The sequence below is a fragment of the Brevibacterium sp. NPDC056726 genome (assembly GCF_042790515.1).
GTDB classification, from domain to species: domain Bacteria; phylum Actinomycetota; class Actinomycetes; order Actinomycetales; family Brevibacteriaceae; genus Brevibacterium; species Brevibacterium sanguinis.
Genome location: NZ_JBHTYZ010000003.1, coordinates 95,076 through 118,778, shown reverse-complemented (window position 1 = coordinate 118,778; position 23,703 = coordinate 95,076). Strand labels below are relative to the sequence as shown.

The 23,703-nt window shown below is 70.3% G+C and carries 20 protein-coding genes and 1 pseudogene; 11 read left to right on the top strand and 10 right to left on the bottom strand.

Annotated features, from left to right (window positions below):
- Window positions 1–34 precede the first annotated feature (34 nt).
- Window positions 35–3,466, top strand: a complete 3,432-nt coding sequence (locus ACFQ91_RS06840) for a bifunctional proline dehydrogenase/L-glutamate gamma-semialdehyde dehydrogenase (protein ID WP_344251417.1) — start codon at window positions 35–37, stop codon at window positions 3,464–3,466.
- A gap of 102 nt (window positions 3,467–3,568) precedes the next feature.
- On the opposite strand, the gene ACFQ91_RS06835 is transcribed toward ACFQ91_RS06840, so the two are convergent.
- Window positions 3,569–4,360, bottom strand: coding sequence for a GntR family transcriptional regulator (locus ACFQ91_RS06835; RefSeq protein WP_344251418.1), 792 nt, complete (start codon window positions 4,358–4,360; stop codon window positions 3,569–3,571).
- Between the two features lie 256 nt (window positions 4,361–4,616).
- Here ACFQ91_RS06835 and ACFQ91_RS06830 point away from each other — a divergent pair, with 256 nt between their 5' ends.
- The 7 genes from ACFQ91_RS06830 (at window position 4,617) to ACFQ91_RS06800 (ending at window position 13,174) form a co-directional block, all read left to right on the top strand.
- The gene (locus ACFQ91_RS06830; protein ID WP_344251419.1) at window positions 4,617–5,759 is read left to right on the top strand and encodes an extracellular solute-binding protein; all 1,143 of its coding nucleotides are present in this window, start codon (window positions 4,617–4,619) and stop codon (window positions 5,757–5,759) included.
- Window positions 5,756–6,643 carry a spermidine/putrescine ABC transporter permease gene (locus ACFQ91_RS06825; RefSeq protein WP_344251420.1) on the top strand — a complete coding sequence of 296 codons (888 nt, stop codon included), beginning with the start codon at window positions 5,756–5,758 and terminating at the stop codon, window positions 6,641–6,643. The genes ACFQ91_RS06830 and ACFQ91_RS06825 overlap by 4 nt, the downstream gene beginning before the upstream one ends.
- On the top strand, window positions 6,628–7,530 hold the full coding sequence (locus tag ACFQ91_RS06820; RefSeq protein ID WP_344251421.1) for an ABC transporter permease subunit: 903 nt from the start codon (window positions 6,628–6,630) through the stop codon (window positions 7,528–7,530). Before ACFQ91_RS06825 ends, ACFQ91_RS06820 begins: the two co-directional genes overlap by 16 nt.
- The gene (locus ACFQ91_RS06815; RefSeq protein WP_344251422.1) at window positions 7,527–8,630 is read left to right on the top strand and encodes an ABC transporter ATP-binding protein; all 1,104 of its coding nucleotides are present in this window, start codon (window positions 7,527–7,529) and stop codon (window positions 8,628–8,630) included. The genes ACFQ91_RS06820 and ACFQ91_RS06815 overlap by 4 nt, the downstream gene beginning before the upstream one ends.
- Entirely contained in the window at window positions 8,627–9,304 is a 678-nt protein-coding gene (locus ACFQ91_RS06810) for an HAD family phosphatase (protein WP_344251423.1), read from the top strand. Before ACFQ91_RS06815 ends, ACFQ91_RS06810 begins: the two co-directional genes overlap by 4 nt.
- Window positions 9,301–10,185, top strand: a complete 885-nt coding sequence (locus ACFQ91_RS06805; RefSeq protein WP_344251424.1) for an endonuclease/exonuclease/phosphatase family protein — start codon at window positions 9,301–9,303, stop codon at window positions 10,183–10,185. Before ACFQ91_RS06810 ends, ACFQ91_RS06805 begins: the two co-directional genes overlap by 4 nt.
- A gap of 154 nt (window positions 10,186–10,339) precedes the next feature.
- Window positions 10,340–13,174 carry an ExeM/NucH family extracellular endonuclease gene (locus ACFQ91_RS06800; protein ID WP_344251425.1) on the top strand — a complete coding sequence of 945 codons (2,835 nt, stop codon included), beginning with the start codon at window positions 10,340–10,342 and terminating at the stop codon, window positions 13,172–13,174.
- 15 nt (window positions 13,175–13,189) lie between these two features.
- Here the strand turns inward: ACFQ91_RS06800 and ACFQ91_RS06795 are convergent.
- From ACFQ91_RS06795 to mdlC, 4 genes and pseudogenes are all read right to left on the bottom strand, one after another.
- Window positions 13,190–14,337: pseudogene (locus ACFQ91_RS06795) on the bottom strand (PrpF domain-containing protein).
- Complete coding sequence (locus ACFQ91_RS06790; RefSeq protein WP_211978117.1) at window positions 14,334–15,584, bottom strand: aromatic acid/H+ symport family MFS transporter; 1,251 nt, start codon at window positions 15,582–15,584, stop codon at window positions 14,334–14,336. Before ACFQ91_RS06790 ends, ACFQ91_RS06795 begins: the two are co-directional and overlap by 4 nt.
- A 32-nt stretch (window positions 15,585–15,616) precedes the next feature.
- Complete coding sequence (locus ACFQ91_RS06785; RefSeq protein WP_344251426.1) at window positions 15,617–17,080, bottom strand: benzaldehyde dehydrogenase; 1,464 nt, start codon at window positions 17,078–17,080, stop codon at window positions 15,617–15,619.
- 32 nt (window positions 17,081–17,112) lie between these two features.
- Window positions 17,113–18,693, bottom strand: coding sequence for a benzoylformate decarboxylase (mdlC, locus tag ACFQ91_RS06780; RefSeq protein ID WP_344251427.1), 1,581 nt, complete (start codon window positions 18,691–18,693; stop codon window positions 17,113–17,115).
- Window positions 18,694–18,826: 133 nt separating this feature from the next.
- Here mdlC and ACFQ91_RS06775 point away from each other — a divergent pair, with 133 nt between their 5' ends.
- Complete coding sequence (locus ACFQ91_RS06775) at window positions 18,827–19,600, top strand: IclR family transcriptional regulator (RefSeq protein WP_137825165.1); 774 nt, start codon at window positions 18,827–18,829, stop codon at window positions 19,598–19,600.
- A gap of 1 nt (window position 19,601) precedes the next feature.
- Here the strand turns inward: ACFQ91_RS06775 and ACFQ91_RS06770 are convergent, their stop codons facing one another.
- Entirely contained in the window at window positions 19,602–19,865 is a 264-nt protein-coding gene (locus ACFQ91_RS06770; protein ID WP_344251428.1) for a DUF2277 domain-containing protein, read from the bottom strand.
- Between the two features lie 3 nt (window positions 19,866–19,868).
- Window positions 19,869–20,429, bottom strand: a complete 561-nt coding sequence (locus ACFQ91_RS06765) for a dihydrofolate reductase family protein (protein ID WP_344251429.1) — start codon at window positions 20,427–20,429, stop codon at window positions 19,869–19,871.
- Between the two features lie 134 nt (window positions 20,430–20,563).
- On the opposite strand from ACFQ91_RS06765, the gene ACFQ91_RS06760 reads away from it, so the two are divergent.
- Window positions 20,564–21,301, top strand: a complete 738-nt coding sequence (locus tag ACFQ91_RS06760; RefSeq protein WP_137825167.1) for a GTP pyrophosphokinase family protein — start codon at window positions 20,564–20,566, stop codon at window positions 21,299–21,301.
- A 2-nt stretch (window positions 21,302–21,303) separates the two neighbouring features.
- On the opposite strand, the gene ACFQ91_RS06755 is transcribed toward ACFQ91_RS06760, so the two are convergent.
- The 3 genes from ACFQ91_RS06755 to ACFQ91_RS06745 are packed head-to-tail and all read right to left on the bottom strand — an operon-like array spanning window position 21,304 to window position 22,883.
- On the bottom strand, window positions 21,304–21,969 hold the full coding sequence (locus ACFQ91_RS06755; protein ID WP_344251430.1) for an SDR family oxidoreductase: 666 nt from the start codon (window positions 21,967–21,969) through the stop codon (window positions 21,304–21,306).
- A gap of 16 nt (window positions 21,970–21,985) precedes the next feature.
- Window positions 21,986–22,339, bottom strand: coding sequence for a VOC family protein (locus tag ACFQ91_RS06750; RefSeq protein ID WP_344251431.1), 354 nt, complete (start codon window positions 22,337–22,339; stop codon window positions 21,986–21,988).
- A gap of 10 nt (window positions 22,340–22,349) precedes the next feature.
- Window positions 22,350–22,883 (bottom strand): O-acetyl-ADP-ribose deacetylase, encoded by a 534-nt coding sequence (locus tag ACFQ91_RS06745; protein WP_344251432.1) that lies wholly within the window; start codon window positions 22,881–22,883, stop codon window positions 22,350–22,352.
- 28 nt (window positions 22,884–22,911) lie between these two features.
- Between ACFQ91_RS06745 and ACFQ91_RS06740 the strand changes: the two genes are divergently transcribed.
- A complete protein-coding gene (locus ACFQ91_RS06740; RefSeq protein ID WP_344251433.1) occupies window positions 22,912–23,703 on the top strand; it encodes a class II glutamine amidotransferase in 792 nt (263 codons plus the stop codon).

Genomic DNA, 23,703 nt, shown 5'->3' with positions numbered 1-23,703 from the left:
CGGAACCCCGTCACAACAGTAAGGACGACCCACGTTGCTGCACACAGACACCGACCTCGAACAGCTCACCGCGGCCTCGGTCGACACCGTCCGCAGATGGCTGCGAGTGGCCACGAACAAGACCGCTGCGAAGAACCCCGCGGCCGAACGCCTCTCGGCCGTCCTCTCCGACCCCAACGGACTCGACTTCACCGTCGGGTTCGTCGACCGCGTCGTGCGCACCGATGACGTCCACGCCGCCGCCGATGCGCTCGCCGAGGTCGGCAGGCTCGCCCCGGAGACGATGTCGAAGCTCGACCGCGCGCAGATCAAGGCCGGCGCGGCCCTGGCGAAGGTGATGCCGCAGGTCGTCGTGCCCGCCGCCCGCACCCGCCTGCGCCAGATGGTCGGCCACATGGTCGTCGACGCCCGCGACAAGCCGTTCGGCTCGACCGTCGCCAAGCTCACCGGTGAGGGCCACCGCCTCAACATCAACCTCCTCGGCGAGGCCGTCCTCGGCGACGCCGAAGCCGACCACCACCTCGAGGAGACGCACCGCCTGCTCGCCCGCGACGACGTCGACTACGTCTCCGTCAAGGTCTCCTCGGTCGCCTCGCAGCTGTCGATGTGGGCCTTCGACGAGACCGTCGACTACGTCGTCGACCGCCTCCGCCCGCTCTACGCCCAGGCCGCGAAGGCCCCGACGGGCGCGAAGTTCGTCAACCTCGACATGGAGGAGTACCGGGACCTCGAGCTCACGCTCGCCGTGTTCACCCGCCTGCTCTCCGAACCGGAGTTCACGGACCTCGAGGCCGGCATCGTCATCCAGGCCTACCAGCCCGACGCCCTCGGGGCGATCCAGCGGCTCAGCGAGTTCGCGAGCCGGCGCGTGGCCGCCGGCGGCGCCGGGATCAAGGTCCGGCTCGTCAAGGGCGCGAACCTCGCGATGGAGACCGTCCACGCCGAGGTCGCCGGCTGGCCGACGACGACGTGCGATTCGAAGCAGAGCACCGACGCGAACTACAAGCGCGTCCTCCACTGGCTCTTCACCCCCGAGCGCATGGAGGGCCTGCGCATCGGCGTGGCCGGCCACAACCTCTTCGACATCGCCTTCGCCCACCACCTCTCCGTCGCCCGCGAGGTCACCGACCGCGTCGAGTTCGAGATGCTCCAGGGCATGGCCACCGAACAGGCCGCCGCCGTGACCGAGGACGTCGGGGACCTCCTCCTCTACGTGCCCGCCGTGCACCCGAAGGAGTTCGACGTCGCGATCTCCTACCTCGTGCGCCGCCTCGAGGAGAACTCCGCGACGGAGAACTTCATGTCCGGCATCTTCGAGCTCGCCAACGGCAATGCGATCTTCGACCGCGAAGCCGACCGCTTCCGCGCCTCGGTCGCGCAGCTCGAGTCCGAGCTCGCCCGCGACGGCGAGGCCGCACCGCTGCCGAACCGTCACCAGGACCGCTCCGCCGCGCACGTCGCCGGGCCCGCTCAGGTCGTCTTCGCCAACGAACCCGACACCGATCCGTCGCTGCCGGCCAACCAGAAGTGGATCCGGTCGATCATCGCCGAGGCGACCGCACCAGGCTACCTCGACTCCCGTCCGGCCGCGCCGACGATCGAATCGACCGACGAGATCGATGCGATGATCGCCCGCGGTCGCACCGCCGCCGCGGACTGGCGTGCCCTCGGAGCGGCAGCGCGCGGGGAGATCCTCCACCGCGCCGCCGAGATCTTCGCCGCCCGCCGCGGCGAGTTCATCGCCGTCGAGGCCGCCGAGGTCGGGAAGATGCCGTCCCAGTCGGATCCCGAGATCTCCGAGGCGATCGACTTCATCCGCTATTACGCGCTCCACGCCCTCGAACTCGAGAAGCTCGAGGGGGCGACGTTCACGCCCGATGAGATGGTCGTCGTCACCCCGCCGTGGAACTTCCCCATCGCGATTCCGACCGGCGGCACCGTCGCGGCCCTCGCCGCCGGCTCCGCGGTCATCCACAAGCCCTCGGGCCCGACCCCGTACTGCTCGGCGCTCATCGTCGATGCCCTGTGGGAGGCCGGCGTCCCGCGCGACGTCCTCCAGCTCAGCGCACCGATCGAGCGGGAGCTCGGTCAGCACCTCGTCTCCCACCCGGATGTCGACCGCGTCATCCTCACGGGCGCCTCGGAGACGGCCGCGCTGTTCAAGTCCTTCCGCCCCGAACTCCACGTCAACGCCGAGACCTCGGGCAAGAACGCCCTCGTCATCACCCCGGCCGCCGACCGCGACCTCGCCGTCGCCGACCTCGTGTACTCCGCGTTCGGCCACGCCGGGCAGAAGTGCTCGGCGGCGTCGCTCGGCATCATGGTCGGATCGACGTACGACTCCGAGCGCTACCGCAAGCAGCTCATCGACGCCGCGTCCTCGATGGTCGTCGACTGGCCGGCCAACCTGTCGGCGACGATGGGACCGCTGACCGAGGACCCCTCGGACAAGCTGCGTCGCGCGCTGACGACGCTCGATCCCGGCGAGTCGTGGCTGCTCGAGCCCAAGCAGCTCGACGACACCGGCCGTCTGTGGAGCCCGGGCATCAAGGACGGGGTCAAGCCCGGGTCGTTCTTCCACCTCACCGAGGTGTTCGGTCCGGTCCTCGGCCTCATGCACGCCCGCGACCTCGACGAGGCCATCGAGTTCCAGAACGCCGTGGACTTCGGCCTCACCGGCGGCATCCACTCGCTCGATCCCGATGAGGTCCGTCAGTGGCTCGACCGCGTCGAGGTGGGCAACGCCTACGTCAACCGCGGCATCACCGGCGCGATCGTCCAGCGCCAGTCCTTCGGCGGATGGAAGCAGTCGTCTGTCGGTCTGGGGTCGAAGGCCGGCGGCCCGAACTACCTCATGCTCTTCGGCCACTACACCGACGATCCGGCGACCCTGCCCGGTTCGGTCGGCGACGGTCAGAGCCTCGAGCGCGCCCAGGCCGATGACCGCCGCTGGTTCGACGCCGAGTTCGGTGCCGCGAAGGACCACACGGGGCTGCGCTCGGAGGCGAACATCTTCCGCTACCGTCCGCGCCCGGTCACCCTGCGCGTCACCGCGGCGGCGACGGCGTTCGACCTCGAGCGCTCGCTCTCGGCCGCGCAGACCGTCGGCTCGACGGTGCAGCTGAGCGTGGCCACGGACATCTCCGCGGACGTGAAGATCGCCGTCGAACGCTCCAGCGCGGCCTCCCGCGTCGAATCGGCTGAGGCGTTCGCATCGATGGTCGCCGACGGTCGCTACGACGACACCGTGGGCGCACGCATCCGCGTCCTCGGCACGTACGAGCCGGAGCTGCTCGCGGTCGCAGCAGAGCGCCCCGAGGTCGCCGTCATCGACGAGCCCGTCACCTCCTCGGGTCGCGTCGAGCTGCGCTACTACGTCCAGGAGCAGGCCGTGTCGATGACGCTGCACCGCTTCGGCAACCCGAGCCGCGACTTCCACGAGCTCGCCGCCGAGCTCAAGGCGTGATCATCCGAGCCTGATCGCCGCGGACACCCCAAGGGCGCTCAGCCACCTCTGACCCAGGTGGCTGAGCGCCCTTCGCCGTTGTCTCAGGCCCAGTCGACTCCCTCAGGCCCAGTCGACGTCGTCGGACGTCAGCCAGCTGAGGGGATTGACGTTGCGTCCGTTGGTGATCGCCACGGACAGGTTGTTCGCCAGGTAGCGGTCCTCGGAGACCTCGAGCGGGCGGCCCGCCGCGTCCCGGCTGCGACGGACGTGGCGCAGCAGCGGGCGGCCGCGGGCGACGTCGAGCAGCGCCGCATCCTGGATGCCGCAGACGATGGCGGAGAAGACGTGGTCGGCTCCGGCGAAGACGATGCCGTGGACGTCGGCGAGGTGACGGGTGACCGATCCGAGGTCCGCGGGCAGCGCCTCGATGATCTGCCCGAGGCTCTCGGGGTAGCGGGTGCGCTCGACCATGACCTTCTCCCCGTCGAGCGTGCGCACGCGCAGCACCGCGAGCACCCGGGCGCGCGGATCGACGCTCAGCGCAGCAGCGGTCCGCTCGCCCGCGATCTCCCAGCTCTGCTCGACGACGAGTCCGCCGGGAGTCCGTCCGTGGGCGCTGGCCCATTGGGCGAAGCTGCGGAACTCCTCGGCGATCGCGGCGGGCCGGGGCACCCTGAGCACCGATTTGCGCACGCCGCGCCGGCCGCTGATCGTGCCTTCGGCGACGAGCAGTCTCAGCGATTCGCGCACTGTGCCGGGAGCGACGCCGAACTCCTCGGCGAGCACCGTCTCGGCGGGCAGGTTGTCCCCGACCGCCAGTCGTCCGTCGCGGATCGCGTCACGGATCTGCTCGGCGATCTGCTCGTAGCGCGCACCCGTCTGGCCGTTCGCCGCCGCCTGTCCCGTGGTCATGGGCCCCCTCTCCACTCCCGCCATCATTCCACTCTGCCAGAACGGGCCCGGAACCCGGGTCCGCGAATTCACCGAGTCGTCACCACGCTTCCACTCCACGGTCAATGTTCACTGGTGAAGTACAACTGTCGCACTCAAGTTCACCAGTGAACTCATGGTGTGATCCGCCCGACATCTTCTAGGGTGGGAATCGTTCCGCCCCTTCCGCACGACCCGAGTGCGCCCTGCGCACACAGTCCGAAAGGCGAGTTCAACCATGTCCAGAATCACGCGCACGCTCACAGCAGTCGCAGCCGCAGGAACCCTTGCCGTTCTCGCAGGATGCGGATCCGCCGCCGCCGAATCCGATGAGTCGGCCAACTGGCGCCAGGCCACCTCCGTCGCCGAGGGCGGGGGCATGGATGCCCTCATCTCCGCGGCACAGGCCGAAGGCACCCTCAACGTCATGGGCCTCTACCCCGACTGGGCGAACTACGGGGGCCTGCTCGACGCGTTCTCGGAGAAGTACGGCATCGAGATCAACAACGACACGTCCTCCGGCTCGAGCCAGGACCAGATCAATGCGGTGAAGAACCGCGTCGGCCAGGACACCTCGCTCGACTACCTCGACACCGGCGAGTCCTTCGCCGTGACCTCGACGAACGAGGAGCTGCTCGCGAACTACACCCCGGAGACCGCCGGTGACCTGCCGGAGACCATGAAGTCCGCCGACGGCACGTGGTACAACCACCTCGGCGGCACGGTGGGCATCGGCTGCGACGCCGCCGCCGTCGAGACCTGCCCGACGAGCTTCGCCGACCTCCTCGATCCGCAGTACGAGGGCCAGGTCGCGCTGCCGGGCGATCCCACCACCGGTGAGTCCGGCTTCATGATCGTCTATGCTGCGGCACTGGCCAACGGCGGCAGCCTCGATGACATCCAGCCCGGGATCGACTACTTCGCGCAGCTCTCCGACTCGGGCAACCTCATCCCGTCCGAAGCGGTCTCCGGCACGGTCGAGACCGGGGAGACGCCGATCGTCCTCAACTGGGATTACCTGCTGCTGCAGTGGGCCGACGACGTCCGGGACTCCGGCGTCGACCTCACGACGACGATCCCCTCCGACGGGACCGTCTCCTCGTACTATGCCGCCTCGGTCAACGCCGACGCCCCGCACCCGGCTGTCGCCCGCCTGTGGCAGGAGTTCGTCTTCAGCGACGAGGGGCAGAACCTCCTCCTCCAGGGCTACGTCAAGCCCGGCCGCCTCGACGCGATGGTCGACGCCGGAACCGTCGACGAGGAGGCGCTCGGCAAGCTGCCCGAAGCCGCGACGAGCGAACCGGCACCGCAGCCGAACGAGGAGCAGCGCGCCTCGCAGCAGCAGGTGCTCGCCGACAACTGGGCCCAGGCCGTCGGATGACCCTGCCGGCCGCAGCCCCCTCCCGTCCGGGTCGGCGAGTCCTCTCGCCGGCCTGGGCGGCCCTGGCACCGCTGACGCTCATCCTCACGGTCTTCTTCGCCGTGCCCGTCATCGGCATGGTCGTCACCTCGCTGCTCGTCCCCGGTGACGCGGGGCAGGAGCCGAGCCTCGGCCTCGCGAACTTCGCCTCGCTCGGCTCGGGCTCTCGGTCGCTGGCTCTGCAGAACAGCCTCGTCCTCTCCTTCGCCGCGGCGACGGTCGCGACGGTCGCCGGCGGGATCTGCGCATGGGCGCTCTCAGCTGTGCGGTCGAAGGTCGTCGGCGCGATCGCCGCGGTCGTCTCGAGCGTGCTCGCCAACGACGGCGGGGTGCCGCTGGCGTTCTCCTTCATCGTCGCCGTCGGCAACACCGGCTACTTCGTCTCGCTGCTCACCGCGCTCGATCCGTCCTTCACCCTCTACAGCGTCAAGGGCCTCATCCTCATGTACCAGTACTTCCTCATCCCGACGATGATCCTGCTCACCCTCCCGAGCTTCATCGCCCTCAAGCGGGAGTGGCGGGAGGCGAGCGCGTCCCTCGGGGGCACGTCGTGGGTCTTCTGGCGCCGGGTCGGGATCCCGGTCCTCACCCCCGCCGTGCTCGGCGCGTGGCTGCTGATGTTCGGGGCCGCCTTCGGCACCCACGCCTCGGCGGCGGTGCTCATCGGCACCGGAGCGTTCCCGCTCATCCCCCTCGAGATCGCCGGCCAGCTCGCGAGCTCCGCGGCCACCGGCGGCGAGGGCACGGCGATGGCGCTCGGCGTGACGACCGGAGTCGTCGCCGTCATCGTGCTCATCGCCTTCAACGCCCTGACGAAGAGGAGCGCCGCATGGCTCGATCGCTGAACCCCCGCCTCGGCGAGAGCAGGACCGCCCGCACCCTCACGTGGCTGCCGCTCATCGCCCTGGCGATCTTCGTGCTCACCCCGCAGCTGAGCTCGCTGACGTATGCGTTCTTCCGGACCGACGGCACGTTCACCACGGACGGGCTGACGGGACTGGCCGACTCCGGAGCGATCGTCGCCCCGCTCATCCGCAGCCTCCTCATCGCCGCGCTCACCTCCCTCGTGCTCATCGGCACGCTAGTCCCCGCCGTCGTCGCCGTCCATCTCTGGGCGCCCCGACTGCGGTCGCTGCTCTCCATCCTCTGCACCCTGCCGCTCGTCATCCCCGCGATCGCCATCGCCGCGGGCATGACGACGGTGCTGCGGGGACTCGCGTCGAACGGCCGCGGCAGTCTCGGCATGGAGATCAACCTCCTCCTCCAGGCGGAGAATCTGCCGCTCGTGCTCGTCGGCACCTACGTCATCCTCTGCCTGCCGTTCACCTACCGCTCGATCGACGCGGGACTCTCCTCCCTCGATCTGCGCACCCTCCACGAGGCCTCGGCCTCCCTCGGCGCGGGTCTGCGGACCACGCTGGCGCGCGTCGTCGTGCCCAACATCCGCGGGTCGGTGATGTTCTCCGCGTTCTACGCCTTCGCACTCTCGATCGGGGAGTACACGATCGCGGCCACCCTCTCGATCAACACCCTGCCCGTCTTCCTCAACACCCTCTCGGACGCGAACTTCCGCGGGTCGATCACCCTGTCCGTCCTGCTCAACCTCACCACCTGGCTGCTGCTCGCGACCGCGACCATCAGCGCCTCACGATTCGACCGACGCAGCCTCGGCGACGCGGCAGCCCCCGCCGCCGCGGCCGCCGCGCCGCAGAAGGAGACCCAGCCCGCATGATCCAGACGACCGCTCCGGAGCGTTCGCGCCCGGCCGCAGCACTTGCCTCCGACCCGAAGTCCGTGACCTTCCGCGGTGTGGTCAAGTCCTTCGGGACCACCCGCGTGCTCACCGACGTCGACATCGACATCGCCGCCGGGTCGATGGTGAGCTTCCTCGGGCCCTCCGGGTGCGGGAAGACGACGACCCTGCGCATCCTCGCCGGATTCGAGTCCGTCGACTCCGGCGATGTCCTCGTCGGCGGGCGGTCCGTCCTCGGGCTCCCGCCCAACCGCCGCGACATGGGCATGGTCTTCCAGGGCTACAGCCTCTTCCCCAACCTCACGGTGAGCGAGAACATCGAATACGGTCTGCGCATCCGGAAGGTCGATGCCGGCGCGCGCGCCGCCCGCCGCGACGAGCTCCTCGAGATCTGCGGCCTCGGCAATATGGGGCCCCGCTTCCCCCACCAGCTCTCCGGCGGTCAGCAGCAGCGCGTGGCACTCGCCCGGGCGCTGGCGACCCAGCCGCAGGTCCTCCTCCTCGACGAACCCCTCTCGGCACTCGACGCCACGGTCCGCGCCGCGCTGCGCGACGAGATCCGGCGGGTGCAGCAGTCCCTGGGCACGACGACGGTCTTCATCACCCATGATCAGGGCGAGGCGCTCGCGATCGCCGACCGCGTGGCCGTGATGAGCGCCGGACGCATCGCACAGCATTCGGCTCCCGAGACCGTCTACGCCCGCCCGGCCACGCCGTTCGTCGCCCGCTTCGTCGGCACCGTCAACGAGTTCGCCGTCCCCGCGACCTGGCGCCCGGACGATCGTCTGCCGGTCGACACCGACGGCACCGAGGTCGTCTTCGTCCGCCCCGAGCACCTCGCGATCACGCCGTCGCCCGACGGGACGCTGGCGGTCACCGGCACGACCTACACCGGCGAGCGCACGATGGTCCGGCTCGGTCGCCCTGACCGCCTCGGCGCCGGGCCGGGCACGTGGTCGGCGTCGCTGTCCTCGGCCGACGCCGCGCAGCTGCGCCCCGGGGACCGCGTCAGCGCCCGGGTCACCGCCGCTCCTGCGCTGCGGGTTCCGCGCGCCGAGGCGGGTGGGGCGTGGGCGTGATCGACACCGCTCTGCCCGTCCGCGCGGCGATCTTCGACTGCGACGGCATCCTCGTCGACTCGGAGCGGCCCTGGCTCGACCTCATGGCGTTCCATCTCGAGCGGCTCGGCGCCGACCGGGCCGCCGCGGAGTCCTTCCGCGGTCTCACCGCCGCCGAGGCGGTGGCCCGTCTCGACGCAGCGCGAACCGGCACCGCCCCGGTCCCCGCCGTCGCCGAGGTCGACCGCGCCTACAGTGCGGCCCTGACCGCGGTGTCGGCCCCGATGCCGGGGGTGCCAGAGCTCGTGCGCGCGCTCTCCGGCACCGTGCCGATCGCGGTGGCGAGCAACGGTCGCCGCGCGGACGTGCGCGGGCTGCTCGACCGGACGGGACTGCTGCCGCACTTCGACGAGGTCGTCACGATCGACGACGTCGCCCGCGGGAAGCCGTTCCCCGACATCTACGAGCAGGCCGCCCGGGCGCTCGGCCTCACCCCCGCCGCGGCCGTCGCGTTCGAGGACTCGCGCGTCGGTTCGCAGGCCGCTCACACTGCCGGATGCACCGTCATCGGCGTCAACGCCGATCCGTCCGTCGCCCTCGTCTCCGCTGTGCGCCTGGCGGACCTCACGCAGCTGCGCTTCGATCCTGTGACCTCCACCCTCCACCTCGACTCCCGAAGGGGCGACGACCGATGACCTTCACCCTCCAGACCTGGAACGTGTGGTTCGGCGGCCGGGAGGTGAACTACGGCCAGGAGAAGCAGTATGCGATCGCCGCGCAGTTCCCCGCTGAGATCCTCGCCGTCCAGGAGTGCTGGGGAGCCGCGGCCGAAGCGCTCGCCCCCAAGCTCACCGCCGCCCTCGCCCAGTCCGGCCCGGACGTCGCAGTGCTGAGCACCGGGGAGGCCACGGCCGTCGACACCGATACGATGCCCTTCGCGCAGGCCGCCCTCGTCCGGCCGGTGCCCGAAGGCCCGCAGATCCTCGTGTGGTCCGTCCATCTCGCGCCCTACCCGTACGGCCCCTATCAGGCGCTGGCCGGCCGGGGACAGGAGATCGCCGACGCCGAGGAGGCTGAGCGTCTCGCCCAGATCACCGCGGTGCTCGCAGAGACCGAGCGCATCCTCACCGCCGCGGGCGACCCGGAGATGCCCGTCGTCATCAGCGGCGACTTCAATGCCCCGGCGACGCTCGACTGGCATGCGCGAGCGGACCGGCCGAACACCCGGTGGGCGAGCACCGACGCCGTGCTCGCCGCCGGGTTCGTCGACACCTATCGGCACATCCACCCGGACCCGGCCGCGACTCCCGCCGACACGTGGTCCCCGATCGAACCGCTCCCCACAGACGAGGGCGGCGGCGAACCGCGGGACAGGATCGACTTCGTCTTCTCCCGCGGGCTCGACGTCCTCGACGCGGTGGTCCGCGGCTGCGTGGCCGCCGGCGAGGAGCACCCGCGCTCCGGGTTCGCCGATGTCGGCGGACGCTGCGCGCTCATCCCCGGTCACCGGGACAATCGGTTTCCCTCCGACCATCAGCTCGTCGAGACGCGGTTCGCGTTCCGTGTCGGTCCCTGAGTGTAGGCTCGGTCACAGTCAGCGCGTTCAGTGGACTGCCCGAGTGTTCACATCGCGTTCACATGGTTGCCGTCGGCGTCGACCAGTGGGCCGATAGGGTGCAAGGGATCCGTCCGTCACGTCCGCGTGTGCCCACTGATCCCGAAAGGCCTCCATGAAAGCCTCGTCCTCCCTCGCCTCCGCCGCCGCTCTCGGCCTCGTCGCCGGTCTCGGACTCGTCCTGCCGACCGCCTCGGCGAGTGCTGTGACCGCTCCGCACATCAGCGAGATCGGCTACACCCTCGACACCGACTTCATCGAGATCGCCGCCGACCCCGGCACCGACCTCTCGGGATGGACCGTCGGCTCGGTGACCCGCGGCGGCAGCGTCCAGGCGGCGGAGAACGTCACCACGGTCCCCGACGGCACGACCGTCGGCGACTCCGGTGCCCTGGCCGTCGAGGTGCCGATCACGAACTCCGTGAACTCCGGATCGGCCGCCGACGGCAGCTACGGGGCCTCGGCATTCGCGATCGACGACGCGGGCACGCTCATCTCCTTCGACCAGATCGGCGGCGTCACCGGCGGCAGAGGCGTGACGGGCAGGGCGAACACCCACACCCCCGACCCCGTCGTCGACGAGGAGGCGACCCCCACGGGCGCCACGGCCACCGGCGGTCAGTCGATCCAGCTCATCGACGGGGCCTGGAGCGCGGCACCTCCGACTCCGGACGCCCTGCCCGACGACGGCGGCGACGGCGGCGACCCGGCTCCTGAGGACGTCACTCCGATCGCCGACATCCAGGGCACCGAGGACGCCAGCCCGATGCAGGGCGAGACGGTCAAGACCCGCGGGGTCGTCACGGCCGCGTATCCGACCGGCGGACTCGGCGGCTACTTCGTCCAGACCGCGGGCTCCGGCGGGGCCGACGACGCCACACCCGGTGCCTCCGACGGCATCTTCGTCTACTCCCCCGACACCGTGGCCGACGTCAGCATCGGCGACTTCCTCGAACTCACCGGCACCGCCTCGGAGCGCTACGGGCAGACGCAGCTGACCGTCTCCGCCTCCGGGATGACCCGCCTCGACGAACCCGCCGAGGCGGTCAAGGCCGTCGAAGGCGCCTTCCCCGACGATGCCGCCGAGCGCGAGGCCCTCGAAGGCATGCTCGTCCAGCCCTCCGGCGAGCTCACCGTCTCCGACAACTACAACGCGAACACGTACGGCGAGATCGCCCTCGCCACCGGCGACGGCGTCCTCCGCCAGCCCACCGACGTCGCCCGTCCCGGCAGCGCCGAGGCGGAGGCGATCGAGGCCGAGAACCTCGCCCGCGAGGTCATCCTCGACGACGGCGCGACCGTCGACTACCTCGACAGCGACCAGGACGTGCCCCTGCCCTACCTCAGTCAGGACGCCCCCGTGCGCGTCGGCGCGGCCGCGACCTTCACCTCACCGGTCGTCCTCGGCTTCGGGTTCGACAAGTGGCGGTTCCAGCCGACGACGCAGCTCACCGGCGACAACGCCGAGGCGGTCCAGCCGGCGGAGTTCTCCGACACCCGCAGCGCGGCACCCGAGGAGGTCGGCGGCCAGGTCAGCCTCGCGAGCTTCAACGTCCTCAACTACTTCACGACGACCGGCGACCAGCTCTCCGGCTGCACCTACTACGAGGACCGCGAGGGCAACCCGATCACCGTCCGCGGCGGCTGCGATGCCCGCGGTGCGGCCAACGCGGAGAGCCTCGAGCGGCAGGAGACGAAGATCGTCGAGGCGATCAGCGACCTCGACGCCTCGGTCGTCTCCCTCATGGAGATCGAGAACTCGGCCCGCTTCGGCAAGGACCGCGATTCTGCCCTGCAGACGCTCGTCACCCGCCTCAACGAGGCGGCAGGCACGGAGAAGTGGGCGTTCGTCCCCTCCCCGACCGACGTTCCCGCTGCCGAGGACGTCATCCGCACCGCCCTCATCTATCAGATCGCCGAGGTGGCCCCGCAGGGCGAATCGGTCATCCTCGACGATGAGGATGCGTTCTCCAATGCCCGCGAACCCCTCTCCCAGGCGTTCGCGCCGAAGGACGACGCCGGCACCGCCGAGACGGAGAAGACGTTCGTCACTGTGTCCAACCACTTCAAGTCGAAGGGCTCGGGCGAGGGCCCGGGCAACGAGGACACCGGCGACGGTCAGGGCTTCTCGAACGCCGACCGCGTCAAGCAGGCCAACGCCCTCGTCGACTTCGCCGGCCAGCAGCAGACGGCGGCCGACACCGACTACGTCTACCTCCTCGGCGACTTCAACTCGTACACGCAGGAGGACCCGATGCAGGTCTTCTACGACGCCGGGTACAAGGACGTCGCCGCGGAGATGACCGACGGGTCGACGTACGTCTTCCAGGGCCGCACGGGCAGCCTCGACCACGTGCTCGCCCTCGATGCGGGCGACGCCGAGACGGCGTTCGACGCCGTCACCGGTGCCGACATCTGGGACATCAACTCCGTCGAGCCGATCGCCTCGGAGTACAGCCGGTTCAACTACAACGTCACCGACCTCTACTCCCCCGACCGCTACCGCGCCTCCGACCACGACCCCGTTCTCGTCGGGATCTTCGACCCCGAAAGCGGCACCGGCGGTGAGGACGCGGAAGCCTCGGCGGACGCAGACGCGGGTGCGGGTGCGAGTGCGGCAGCAGCGGCTGACGGCGGCGCGGACGCAGGCGACGGCGGGGACGCAGGTGCCGACGACGGGAACTCAGGCGCCGACGACGGCCAGGATGACGCCGACGGAAGTCAGAACGATGCCGACGAGAACGGCGGTTCCCAAGCCGACGACAACGGCTCCGGCTCCCAGGGCGCCGGTGACGAGAACGCGCAGAACACCGCGGGACCCGGCGGGAACCTGCCGCGCACCGGTTCCGAGCTCGCTCTGCCCGTCTCGATCGCCGCGGGACTCCTCCTCGTCGGGGCCGCCTCGGTGATCATCGCCCGGCGCCGCCGTGAGGGCGGTGCCGAGCACTGAGGATCGGCCGTCGCGTCAGTCCGCGACGGCCACCTGACCGCGCATGAGCACGCGCGCGGTGCGGTAGAGCGAGGTGGCGGTGACCTCCCCGGTGGTCGTATCGCGCACCGCCGAGGCGGTGACGACCCCGGAGGGAGTGCCGAGCCGCACCTCCGGCCCGGAGCGCGGGTGCGCGCTGCGGGTGAGTATCCGGTGGGGAATCGTGTCGGGGACGAGCGCGGCCGCAGCCAGGCACATCGCCGCGGTGCCCGGCACCGCCCTGTGGGCCTGCCCCATGGAGATGACGCGCACGGGAAGGTCGGCGTCGGCGGCGGGGAGCCGCGTGCCGTCGAGGAGGCGCGTGTCGGCCTGCGCGTTGACGACGGCGACCTTGGGCACGACCTGCGGTGCGGTCTCCGGGGTCGGGCACAGTCCCATCCGCACCGCGGCGGCCCGGCGCAGCTCCTCGATGAGCCCCAGCGCCCGGGAGTCGGCGTCGATCTGCTCGGGTAGCTCGGTGCCCGTGAGCCCCACCGCCGTGCAGGGAACGATGACGAGCGGCAGCGTCGCATCGATGAGGGTGGCGTCGATGAGGAACCCGCCGGCGGTCAGCGAATCCGAGGTGTTTCCCGTCGGCAGGAGCGCACCCGTCCGGCTGCCGGCCGGATCGGGGTAGATGAGTTCGATGGGGGCGGACTTCCCGCTCACCCGGTGAGGACGAAGTCCCCGTCAACGGCGGCCTGTCCGTCCTCGACGGTGAGGCCGACGTCGACGAGCTGGCCCGTGTTGACGTTGAACAGGCGGAAGACATGCCACCCGTCTCCGGCGCTGATGAGCCCGGTGAGCAGAGCGAACGGGACGACCCCGGAGGAGAGATTGCCGCAGTTGCCCGAGTAGTCGACGGCCGCCTCGGCGATCTCCACCTGCGCGAACGTGTAGTCGAGGTCGACGCCGTCGCGGTCGGAGGCGGAGACGACCATGACCTTCGACAGGGAGGAGATGCCCCCGCCCATCCCGTCGAGCTGCCGACCGAAGGCATCGGGCGAGCCCATCGCCGAGGTGAAGATCCGGTCCCAGGCCGTCCGCTCCTCGCCGTCGCCGACCGGTGGCAGGTCCGCGGCGCGGAAGAAGAGGCCCTTGCTCGTGCCTCCGCGGACGAAGGCGGCGTCGATCCAGCGTGTCATGCCCTCAGGGTAGCGTTCCTCGTGTTGACCACCGAGGGCACGATCGCCATCGCGAGGAAGCCGAGGACGGCGACGAAGGCGAAGAGGTAGAAGCCCCAGGGGTAGGCGATGCCGGCGGCGACGAGGGTGCCGGTGATGAACGGTCCGACGATCGCGCCGATCCGGCCGACCGCCGAGGCCATGCCGAGCGCCGTGCCGCGCGCGGTCGCCGGGTAGATCGCCGAGACGAACGCGTAGATGAGGACCTGGGCGGAGAAGACGAAGACGCCGGTGATGAAGACGGCGAGGTTGAGCAGCAGCTGGCTCGTCATCGGGATGCTGAGGATCGCGAGGAAGACCGCGGCGAGGACGAACCAGAGGAGCACGACGGGTTTCGTCCCGTGCCGGTCGGCGAGCCACCCGGCGACGACGAGGCCGACGACGGCGCCGAGGTTGAGGACGAAGAGCATGACGAGGGAGTCGGAGACCTCGTATCCGGCGTCGGCCATGAGCTGCGGCAGCCACGTGTTGAGACCGTAGACGAGGAGGAGTCCCATGAAGCTCGCGGCCCACACGCCGATCGTCACGAGCGCGAACCTGCCGGTGAAGAGACCGCGCATCCCCGTCTTCGGCGCCGCCGTCTCCGTGCTCTGCTCCGAGCGGGCGGCGAGGAACGCCGTCGATTCCGGCAGCTTCCACCACAGCAGCGGCACCATGACGAGCCCCGCGACGCCACCGGCGATGAAGAGCAGATGCCAGTTGTGCGAGTAGAAGACCGCGAGCAGCGAGATCGCCACGGCGCCGGCGTGGTAGCCGGTCATCGTCAGCGTCGTCGCCTTGCCGGTCTTGCCCGAGCGGTTGTGCTCGCTGATGTAGGCGAGGCAGCTGGGCATGACCGCACCGAGCGCGAGACCGGCGATGAACCGGAACACCGTGAACAGCGCGACGTTGGGAGCGAAGGCGACGAGCAGGGTGAAGACGGAGAAGATGATCACGCACGCGATGATCGTCACCCGCCGGCCCACTCGGTCGACGATCGGCCCGACGACGGCCGCCCCGAGGCCGACGCCGACGAGGCTCATCGTCGCCACGAGCGTCGCCGCCTCGGGGGTGAAGCCGAGCGCCCGGGTGGCGAGCAGCTGCGGGATGACCGCCCCGAGGACGACGAGGTCGAAGCCCTCGAGGGCGACGGCGAGCCAGCAGAGGACGGCCGGCCAGCGGGTGTCCGCGGGAGTGGGGCGGGATGGTGCGGTGGGCGATGCGGACAACGCTGTCTCCGGTCTTGTGAAGGTGTCGGTGGTCAGAAGGGGTACGGTGCGATCTGCGAGCGCATCGTGATCCACTGGACCTCGGTGAAGGACTCGATGTTGGCCTCGGCGCCGCCGATGCGGGAGCCGTTGCCCGAGTCCTTCGTGCCGCCGAAGGGGACGTCCCCTTCATCGGCGATGGTCTGCTCGTTGATGTGGATCTTGCCCGAGTCGATGTGATCGGCGAGATCGATCGCGGTGCCGAGGTCGCCGAGGATGCTCACCGACAGCCCGTACTCGCTGTCGTTGACGATGTCCGCGGCCTCCTCGAGCGTGGAGAACCGTCCCACGGGGGCGACGGGACCGAAGATCTCCTGCGTCCACGCGGGGTTGGTCGGCGAGAGGTCGGCGAGCACCGTCGCCGGGACGAACGGGCCTTCGCCGACGCCGCCGGTGACGAGGCGGGCGCCGTCGGCCTGAGCCTTCTCGATGATGTCGCGCACGTGCGTCTGCTGCTTCTCGTCGATGATCGGCCCCAGGGCGACCTCCTCGGTGCTCGGGTCGCCGACGGGCAGCTTCGCGGCGTGCTCGGCCAGTGCTGCGACGTAGTCGTCGTAGATGCTGTCGTGGACGAGGTGACGACCGGTGGTCATGCAGATCTGACCCTGGTGGAACCACGATCCGAAGGCGCCCGCCGAGGCGGCTGCCTCGAGATCGGCGCCGGGGAGGACGATGAGGGCGTTGTTGCCGCCGAGCTCGAGGTGGCAGCGCTTGAGGAGGCGGCCGGCGTTCTCGCCGACGATCCGTCCCGCCGCGGTCGACCCGGTGAACGAGATGACCGAGACCTCGGGGGCCGCGATGAGGGCTTCGCCGACGTCGCCGCCGCCGGGCAGGACCTGGAGGACGCCCTCGGGCAGCCCCGCCTCGGCGAAGATCTTCGCCAGAGTGACGCCTCCGGACACCGCGGTGCGCGGATCCGGCTTGAGGATCACGGCGTTGCCGAGGGCGAGCGCGGGGGCGACGGAGCGGATGGAGAGGATGAGCGGGAAGTTGAACGGGGCGATGACGGTGACCACGCCCGCGGGCACGCGGCGGGAGAACGACCAGTGGGGTTCGTCCGAGGGCAGGACCTGCCCCTTCGGGTGGGTCGGCAGCGCGGCGGAGTCGTAGCAGGTGGCCGCCGCATAGTCGGTCTCGAAGGTGGCCTTCGCCGCGATCGCACCGGATTCGCGCATGATCCACGTGTTGATCTCCGCGGCGTGCTGGGTCCACAGCTCACCGGCGCGGCGCATCACCGCCGCCCGTTCCGTCGGTTTCGTCTTCGCCCAGTCGCGCTGCGCGGCGGCCGCCCGTCGTGCCGCCTCAACGGCATCGTCGGACGAGGCCATGCCGATCCGGGCGAGGGTCTCACCGGTGGCGGGTTCGACGACGGGGATCGGGTCGGCCGACCCGTCGACCCAGTCGCCGGTGAAGATCCGGCCGTTCCAGTCGGTGCCGAGGAAGGTCTCAGTGCTCATTGCGGTGTCTCCTTGGGGTTGTGGTGGGGGTGTCAAGGGGTGGTCTTCTCGGTGTCGATCTCGATGAGGGTGGGCCGGCCGGCACCGTGGGCTTCGGTGAGGAGCTCGGCGAGATGGGCGGTCGAGTCCGCGTGGACGGCGGTCATGCCGTAGCCCCGGGCGATCGAGACGAAGTCGACGTCGCCGAGGTCGAGCCCGGGCACCGTGCCCGCGTCGAGCATGTCCGCGAACCACACGAGCGCCCCGTACGTGGAGTTGCGGAGGACGACGATGGTCACGGGGATGCCCTCCTCGACGGCGGTGCGCAGGGCGGCGATCGAGTAGTGGGCGGAGCCGTCGCCGATGATCGCGACGACGGGTCGGCGAGCATCGGCGAGCGCGACGCCCATCGAAGCGGGCAGACCCCACCCGAGACCGCCGGAGGCGGGGAAGAAGTACGACCCGGACTCGCGGAGGTCCATCTGCGCCCAGAACGCGGAGTTCGTCGACGTCGATTCGACGACGTAGCGGGAGTCGACCGGCATCGTCTCCCGCAGGGTCGCGAAGACCTCCTCGGGGTGGAGGGTGCCCGGTGTCGCCGAGGCGGTCGCGGGCTCGATCTCCGGCTCCCACGTCCGCGGGGTGCCGGGGGCGGGGGCGGCCTCGGCGAGCGCGACGAGAGCGGCGACGGGGTCGGTGACGAGCGCATCGCCGAAGGGGGCGCGCTCGGCGGCGTCCGGGTCGTCGCCGATCTGGACGAGATGCGTCGTCTCCGGCAGGTACTCTCCCGGCTGCCATTGGTGGTAGCGGAAGACGGGGGCGCCGATGACGAGGGCGAGGTCGTGGGCGCCGAGGATCTCCCCGATCGGGCCGATCGCCGCCGGCAGCACTCCGCGGAAGAGCGGATGCTGGTTGGGGAAGGGCATGCGCGGCAGGGACGGGGCGGCCCATACGGGAAGGTCGTGCGCCTCGGCGAGGGCGATCGCGGCCGCCCACGCCTCCGGGGTGTCGACGTCGGGGCCGAGGACGAGGACCGCGGCCTCGGCTGCGCCCAGCCGGTCGCGGAGGTCGGCGATGACGGCCGGGTCGGGGGCCGAACCGGGGGTCACGGTGCGCGAGAGCTGGCCGACGACGCTCTCTTCGACCTCGGCGTCCCAGTCGTCGTAGGGCACGGAGAGGTAGACGGGACCGCGCTGGGAGGCGAGCACGGATTCGGAGAACGCGCGGGGCACATCGGCGGCCGCGAGCGGTTCGAGGGAGCGGTGGACGAGGGGTCTGGCGAGCATCGTGGCGTCGACGTTGGCGAGCATGACCTCGGGGCCGACCATGCTGCGCACCTGCTGGCCTGCGGTGACGACGAGCTTGGAGCGGGAGATCGCGGCGTTCGTCAGGGCGCCGAGGCCGTTGCCCGACCCCGAGGCGGCGTGGAGGTTGACGAGCGTGGGACGGTCGGTGACCTGGGAGTAGCCGTCGGCCATGGCGACGACGGCGGCCTCCTGGAGCCCGAGGATGTAGCGGGCGCTGAGGTCTTTGAGGAACGGCAGCTCATTCGATCCGGGATTGCCGAAGAGGACGGTCATACCGTGGAATGCCATGAGGTCGTGGACTGCCTGCCGGACCGTGAATGCTGCCATGGACGATGCTCTCCTTCGAGACGGACGGTGGGGACGCCCCGCCGATAATCGCCACGCTAGTGAGCGGCGACACGTCTGGCTACGGTTATTCCATTCATTGGGACGCACAGGTTCGCGCGGCTACGATGCTGGTATGGCGAACTCACCTTCGGGCGACTCGATGATCGATCGGCTCGTTCGCGTCCTCGGGGCCTTCGACCCCGACCACCCGAGCCTGACCACCGAAGAGCTCGCCGGCCGCGCCCAGCTGCCGAAGTCGACGGCGTACCGCCTCATCAACGACATGATGTCCCACGACCTCCTGCAGCGGGATCCGAGCGGGCGGGTGCGGATCGGGGTGGGGATGTGGGAGCTGTCGAACCGCGCCTCCGACGCCGTCGAGCTCGCGTCCCTGGCGCGGCCGCACATGATCGCCGTCCACGACTTCGTCGGGGAGAACACGCAGCTGGGCATCCTCCGGGAGCGGGAGGTCCTCTTCATCGAGCGGATGTCGAAGCCCATGGCCGTCATCAACCGCTCGCGCACAGCCGGTCGACTGCCCGCGCACGCCTCCTCGTGCGGACTCGTCCTCCTCGCGCATGCGCCCCGGCACGTGCGCGAGGCGTATCTGCGGGGTGCGCTCACGGCGTTCACGGAGCGCACGACGACGGATCCGACGGTGCTGCGGCGGATGCTCCAGACGATCCGGACCTATCACTGCGCCGAACTCGTCGGTCACATCGACGACGGCACGACGGGTGTGGCCGTGCCCGTCTTCGACGGCAGCGGGCTGACGATCGCGGGCCTCGGCGTCGTCGTCGACTCCGAGCGCAACGTCGGGATGCCGGCGATCATGCAGGCGCTGCGGGCCGCCTCGGCGGGGATCACTCAGGACCTCATCAGCCAGGGCCGGTCGGTCACGGACTAGCTCATGCTCGCGCGGCGTAGCGGGCGCGGCGCTTCTCGGCCTCGACCTCGCGATCCTTCGGCGGTGCGGTCGTCACGAGGGAGTCGAGGAGGTGTTGCGTGATGTGGGCGATCTCCTCGACGGCGGCGTCGAAGGCCTCGGCATTGGCCTTCGAGGGCTTCGTCGTCCCCGCGATCTTGCGCACATACTGGAGGGCTGCGGCGTGAACCTCGTCGCTCGTGGCCGCGGGCTCGAAATTGTGGAGGGTTCGGATGTTCCGGCACATGGCTCAACGGTACGCCGCCGACCGCCGCGGACGATAGGTCCGGCCGCAGCTGCGGGCGTTCGCCGCATCGATCGCGACGAGCTCCCAGTCGATGCGACGGCCGCCGGGGACGTCGAAGATCCGCGTGCCGTCGCCGAGGAAGACCGGGGCGACGAAGACCTGAAGCTCATCGATGAGATCGGCCTCGAGCGCCTGCCGGGCGATGTCGGCGCTGATGATCTGGATGTCGCCGTCCCCGGCGAGGGCCTGGGCGCGGTCGATCGCCTCGGTGATCGAGCAGTCGAGCGCGATGACGGAATCGTCGCCGGCCAGCTCCGCGGGGCGGTGGGTGAGGATGATCTCGGTGCCCGACCATGCTCCGCCGTACGGTTCGGCCGTCAACTCGTCGCGGCTGTCGGCCTGCGCCTTTGCCGCATCGTAGCCCCGCCTGCCGGAGATGATGACGGCGACCTCGGAGGCCATGCTCTCGGTGGTGCCCTCGGCGAACTCGGCCGTCGAGAGCCACGACATGTCGTGTCCGGGACCGGCGATGAACCCGTCGAGCGAGCATGCCACTGTTCCCATCACTCCCCCCTTGAGTGCTTGCAGAATGCAATTGCTTGGTGTGCTCAGTCAACCACACATCCGGCGCCGGGAGAACCCCCGACGTAGACTGAGCCTGACCACCGCCGAGGTGGTTCCGAACCCCAGGAGAATCGATGGTCGTCCCCGGCGAGCCCGCCGAGCCGCTCACCCCCGCCCAGGCGGAGAAGGTCCAGCGGCTGCGCACGGACTTCTCGCGCCTGCTCATGCATCACCGGTTCGCGATCGACGAGGTGCTCACGAAGGTCTCGATCCTCCGCGAGGAGTTCCTCACCCTGCATCGCTACAACCCGATCGAGCACATCAGCTCGCGGGTGAAGACCCCGCGCAGCCTGCTCGAGAAGATCACCCGGCGCGGTCTGCCGCTCGACATCGACGTCATCCGCACGGCGATCACCGACATCGCCGGCATCCGCATCACGTGCAGCTTCATCGCCGACACCTACCGGGTGCTCGAGACCCTGACCTCGCAGAACGACATCCGGGTCATCGAGATCAAGGACTACATCGCCCATCCGAAGCCCAACGGCTACAAGAGCCTCCACGCGATCCTGGAGATCCCGATCTTCCTCTCCGACGGTCCGGTGCCGATCATCTGCGAGGTCCAGGTGAGGACGATCGCGATGGACTTCTGGGCGAGCCTCGAGCACAAGATCCACTACAAGTACGCAGGCGACGTACCCGACCGCCTCGTCGCCGAACTCACCCGCGCCGCCGCCGTCGCCGGTGAGCTCGACCTCAAGATGGAGCAGCTCCACAACGAGGTCCGCGACGCCGATGCCACCGACCACGGCAACGACCTCGACGCCGAGCTCCTCCGCCTGCTGTGGAACCTCAGCCGCGACGAGGAGTGAGGTCAGAACCGGGCGGAGAATCCGCCGTCGGTGCTGATGAGCTGCCCGGAGACCCAGCGACCGGCAGGTGAGAGCAGGAACGCGACGATGCCGGCGATGTCGGCCGGCGTGCCGAGGCGACCGAGCGGCTGGGCCGGGAGCAGAGCGGCCCGCAAGTCCTCGTCCATCCACCCGGTGTCGATGGGGCCGGGGTTGACGACGTTCGCCGAGATTCCCCGCGGTCCCAGTTCTCTCGCTGCGGAGATGACGATGCGGTCGAGCGCCCCCTTCGACGCCCCGTAGGGCAGGTTGCCGGTGACGTGGTCGCTCGTGAACGCGACGACCGCTCCGCCGTCAGGGCCGATCTGCCGGGCGAAGGCGGCGATGAGGAGGAGGCTCGCCCGGGCGTTGACGGCGACATGTCGGTCGAAGCTCTCCGCCGTCGTGTCGAGGATGCCCGATTCGACGCCGTGGGCATGGCTGAGGACGAGGGCGTCGAGGGTGCCGTGCTCGGCGGTCACCGCCGCGATGAGCGCCTCGGGACCCGTCGGCGTCGACAGGTCGCAGGGCTGGTCGGTGCCGTCGAGGTCGCTGGTGACGACGTCCCAGCCGTCGGCTTCGAGTCGCGGCACGATGCCGGCGGCGATGCTGTCGGGTCGGGCGGCACCGGTGATGAGCGCAAGGGGCATGGTTCGAGGGTAGTGCCTACTCCCGGTGGGCGACGATGTTGAAGACGTTGCCGTCGGGTGCCCGGACGAAGAAGCGCCGCACGCCCCACTCCTCGTCGGTGAGCGGGTGGACGATGTCGAACCCGCGATCGACCGCCTCGGCGTAGGCGGCGTCGACGTCGTCGACCTTGATCGAGACGGCCGCGTCGACCGGTGCGGTCGCGTCCGCGGTGACGACCTGGAGGTGCGCGCCCGTCTCGGGCGAGGTGAACCGGGCGACCCAGCCGAGGTTGAACTCCTCGGTCGCCAGCCCGAGGTAGGACGTGTAGAAGTCGCGCGCGGCGGCGATGTCGGCGACCGGCAGATCGGCGATGATGCTGTGGACTCTCATGGCTCCCCTTTCACCACTGATCGTGGTCGAAGACCTGGCAGAAGACGCTCGTCATCGCGTCGCTGAAGAGGACGAACTGGACCTCGGTGATCGTCTCCCAGCGCCCGCGGGCCCGCCCGTCGACGATGACGGCATGCGCCGCCTCGGCGACATCCCGCGGCGACCAGCCGTAGACCCCGCCGCCGATCGCCGGGAACGCCACCGAGGCGGCCCCGACCTCCTCGGCGACGTTGAGGCTCGATTCGAACGCCGACTCGAGGACCTCCGGGTCGGCCTCCCCGGCGTTCCGGTTCGGGCCGACGGTGTGGATGACCCACCGCGCCGGCAGCTCCCCCGCCTCGGTGGCCACGGCCTGGCCTGGGGGAAGACCGCGCGGCAGACTCGTCCGCCGCAGCTCCCTCGTCGCCTCGAGGAGAGCGGGTCCCGCCGCGCGGTGGATCGCCCCGTCGACGCCGCCTCCGCCGAGGAGACTCGAGTTCGCGGCGTTGACGATCGCGTCGACGCGCACCTCGGTGATATCGCCTTCGAGTACCGTGATCTTCATGGAGCGAGTCTAGTCAGGACGGTGGCGAATGTGCAGGCTTCTCGGATTCATCTCGCCGACCCCGGTGAGCGCGGCCGGACTGATCGGCCGCGCCCAGTGCCGGCAGTGGCAGGACCTCGGCCGACTCCACGACGACGGGTGGGGCACGGCGTGGATCGATCCGGCCACCGAGGCGCTCGACCGGTTCCGCACGCCCCACGAAGGCACGAACGACCCCCGTCTCACCGCGGCGCTCGACGATGCGGCGGCGCGCGGGCGGATCGTCCACCTGCGGATGGCGACGACGGGGATGGCCGACCTCGTCGAGAACACGCACCCGTTCCTCGCCGACGGCGTCGCGCTCGCACACAACGGGTCGATCCACCCGGTCGAGCAGCTGCGGGCGCAGGTCACCGAAGCCGAGATCGCGCGCATCGGCGGCACGACGGATTCGGCCCTCCTCTTCGCCCTCATCCTCCGGCGGGTCGATACCGGCGCCCCGCTCCTCGAGGCCGTCGTCGAGACGGTGCGCGAGATCCGCGCGGAGTTCGACCACCCGGGCATCAACCTGCTCGTCCTCACCCGGACCGGGCTCATCGTCGTCCATGCCACGCTCGGCACCGAGGTGCCCTATGCGAGCTTCGACACCAGTCAGACCGGCGGTCGGCTCCCGCTCGACCACCGCAGCCACTACTACCGGATGAGCTGGCAGCGCTTCGCGGACGGGGCGACGATCGTCACGAGCTCGGGACTCAGCCACACCGGGTGGAGCCGGATCGAGCAGAACACCGCGATGCGCCTGACCGTCGCCGACGGCGCGGAGACGATCGTGCGGCTGTGA

What these genes read in the sequence shown, in the direction of transcription:
- ACFQ91_RS06835 (WP_344251418.1), bottom strand. Translation starts at nt 4,360, where the DNA reads ATGACCACGGGACAGGCGGCGGCGAACGGCCAGACGGGTGCGCGCTAC.
- ACFQ91_RS06830 (WP_344251419.1), top strand. Translation starts at nt 4,617, where the DNA reads ATGTCCAGAATCACGCGCACGCTCACAGCAGTCGCAGCCGCAGGAACC.
- ACFQ91_RS06825 (WP_344251420.1), top strand. Translation starts at nt 5,756, where the DNA reads ATGACCCTGCCGGCCGCAGCCCCCTCCCGTCCGGGTCGGCGAGTCCTC.
- ACFQ91_RS06820 (WP_344251421.1), top strand. Translation starts at nt 6,628, where the DNA reads ATGGCTCGATCGCTGAACCCCCGCCTCGGCGAGAGCAGGACCGCCCGC.
- ACFQ91_RS06815 (WP_344251422.1), top strand. Translation starts at nt 7,527, where the DNA reads ATGATCCAGACGACCGCTCCGGAGCGTTCGCGCCCGGCCGCAGCACTT.
- ACFQ91_RS06805 (WP_344251424.1), top strand. Translation starts at nt 9,301, where the DNA reads ATGACCTTCACCCTCCAGACCTGGAACGTGTGGTTCGGCGGCCGGGAG.
- ACFQ91_RS06800 (WP_344251425.1), top strand. Translation starts at nt 10,340, where the DNA reads ATGAAAGCCTCGTCCTCCCTCGCCTCCGCCGCCGCTCTCGGCCTCGTC.
- ACFQ91_RS06785 (WP_344251426.1), bottom strand. Translation starts at nt 17,080, where the DNA reads ATGAGCACTGAGACCTTCCTCGGCACCGACTGGAACGGCCGGATCTTC.
- mdlC (WP_344251427.1), bottom strand. Translation starts at nt 18,693, where the DNA reads ATGGCAGCATTCACGGTCCGGCAGGCAGTCCACGACCTCATGGCATTC.
- ACFQ91_RS06775 (WP_137825165.1), top strand. Translation starts at nt 18,827, where the DNA reads ATGGCGAACTCACCTTCGGGCGACTCGATGATCGATCGGCTCGTTCGC.
- ACFQ91_RS06770 (WP_344251428.1), bottom strand. Translation starts at nt 19,865, where the DNA reads ATGTGCCGGAACATCCGAACCCTCCACAATTTCGAGCCCGCGGCCACG.
- ACFQ91_RS06765 (WP_344251429.1), bottom strand. Translation starts at nt 20,429, where the DNA reads ATGGGAACAGTGGCATGCTCGCTCGACGGGTTCATCGCCGGTCCCGGA.
- ACFQ91_RS06760 (WP_137825167.1), top strand. Translation starts at nt 20,564, where the DNA reads ATGGTCGTCCCCGGCGAGCCCGCCGAGCCGCTCACCCCCGCCCAGGCG.
- ACFQ91_RS06755 (WP_344251430.1), bottom strand. Translation starts at nt 21,969, where the DNA reads ATGCCCCTTGCGCTCATCACCGGTGCCGCCCGACCCGACAGCATCGCC.
- ACFQ91_RS06750 (WP_344251431.1), bottom strand. Translation starts at nt 22,339, where the DNA reads ATGAGAGTCCACAGCATCATCGCCGATCTGCCGGTCGCCGACATCGCC.
- ACFQ91_RS06745 (WP_344251432.1), bottom strand. Translation starts at nt 22,883, where the DNA reads ATGAAGATCACGGTACTCGAAGGCGATATCACCGAGGTGCGCGTCGAC.
- ACFQ91_RS06740 (WP_344251433.1), top strand. Translation starts at nt 22,912, where the DNA reads ATGTGCAGGCTTCTCGGATTCATCTCGCCGACCCCGGTGAGCGCGGCC.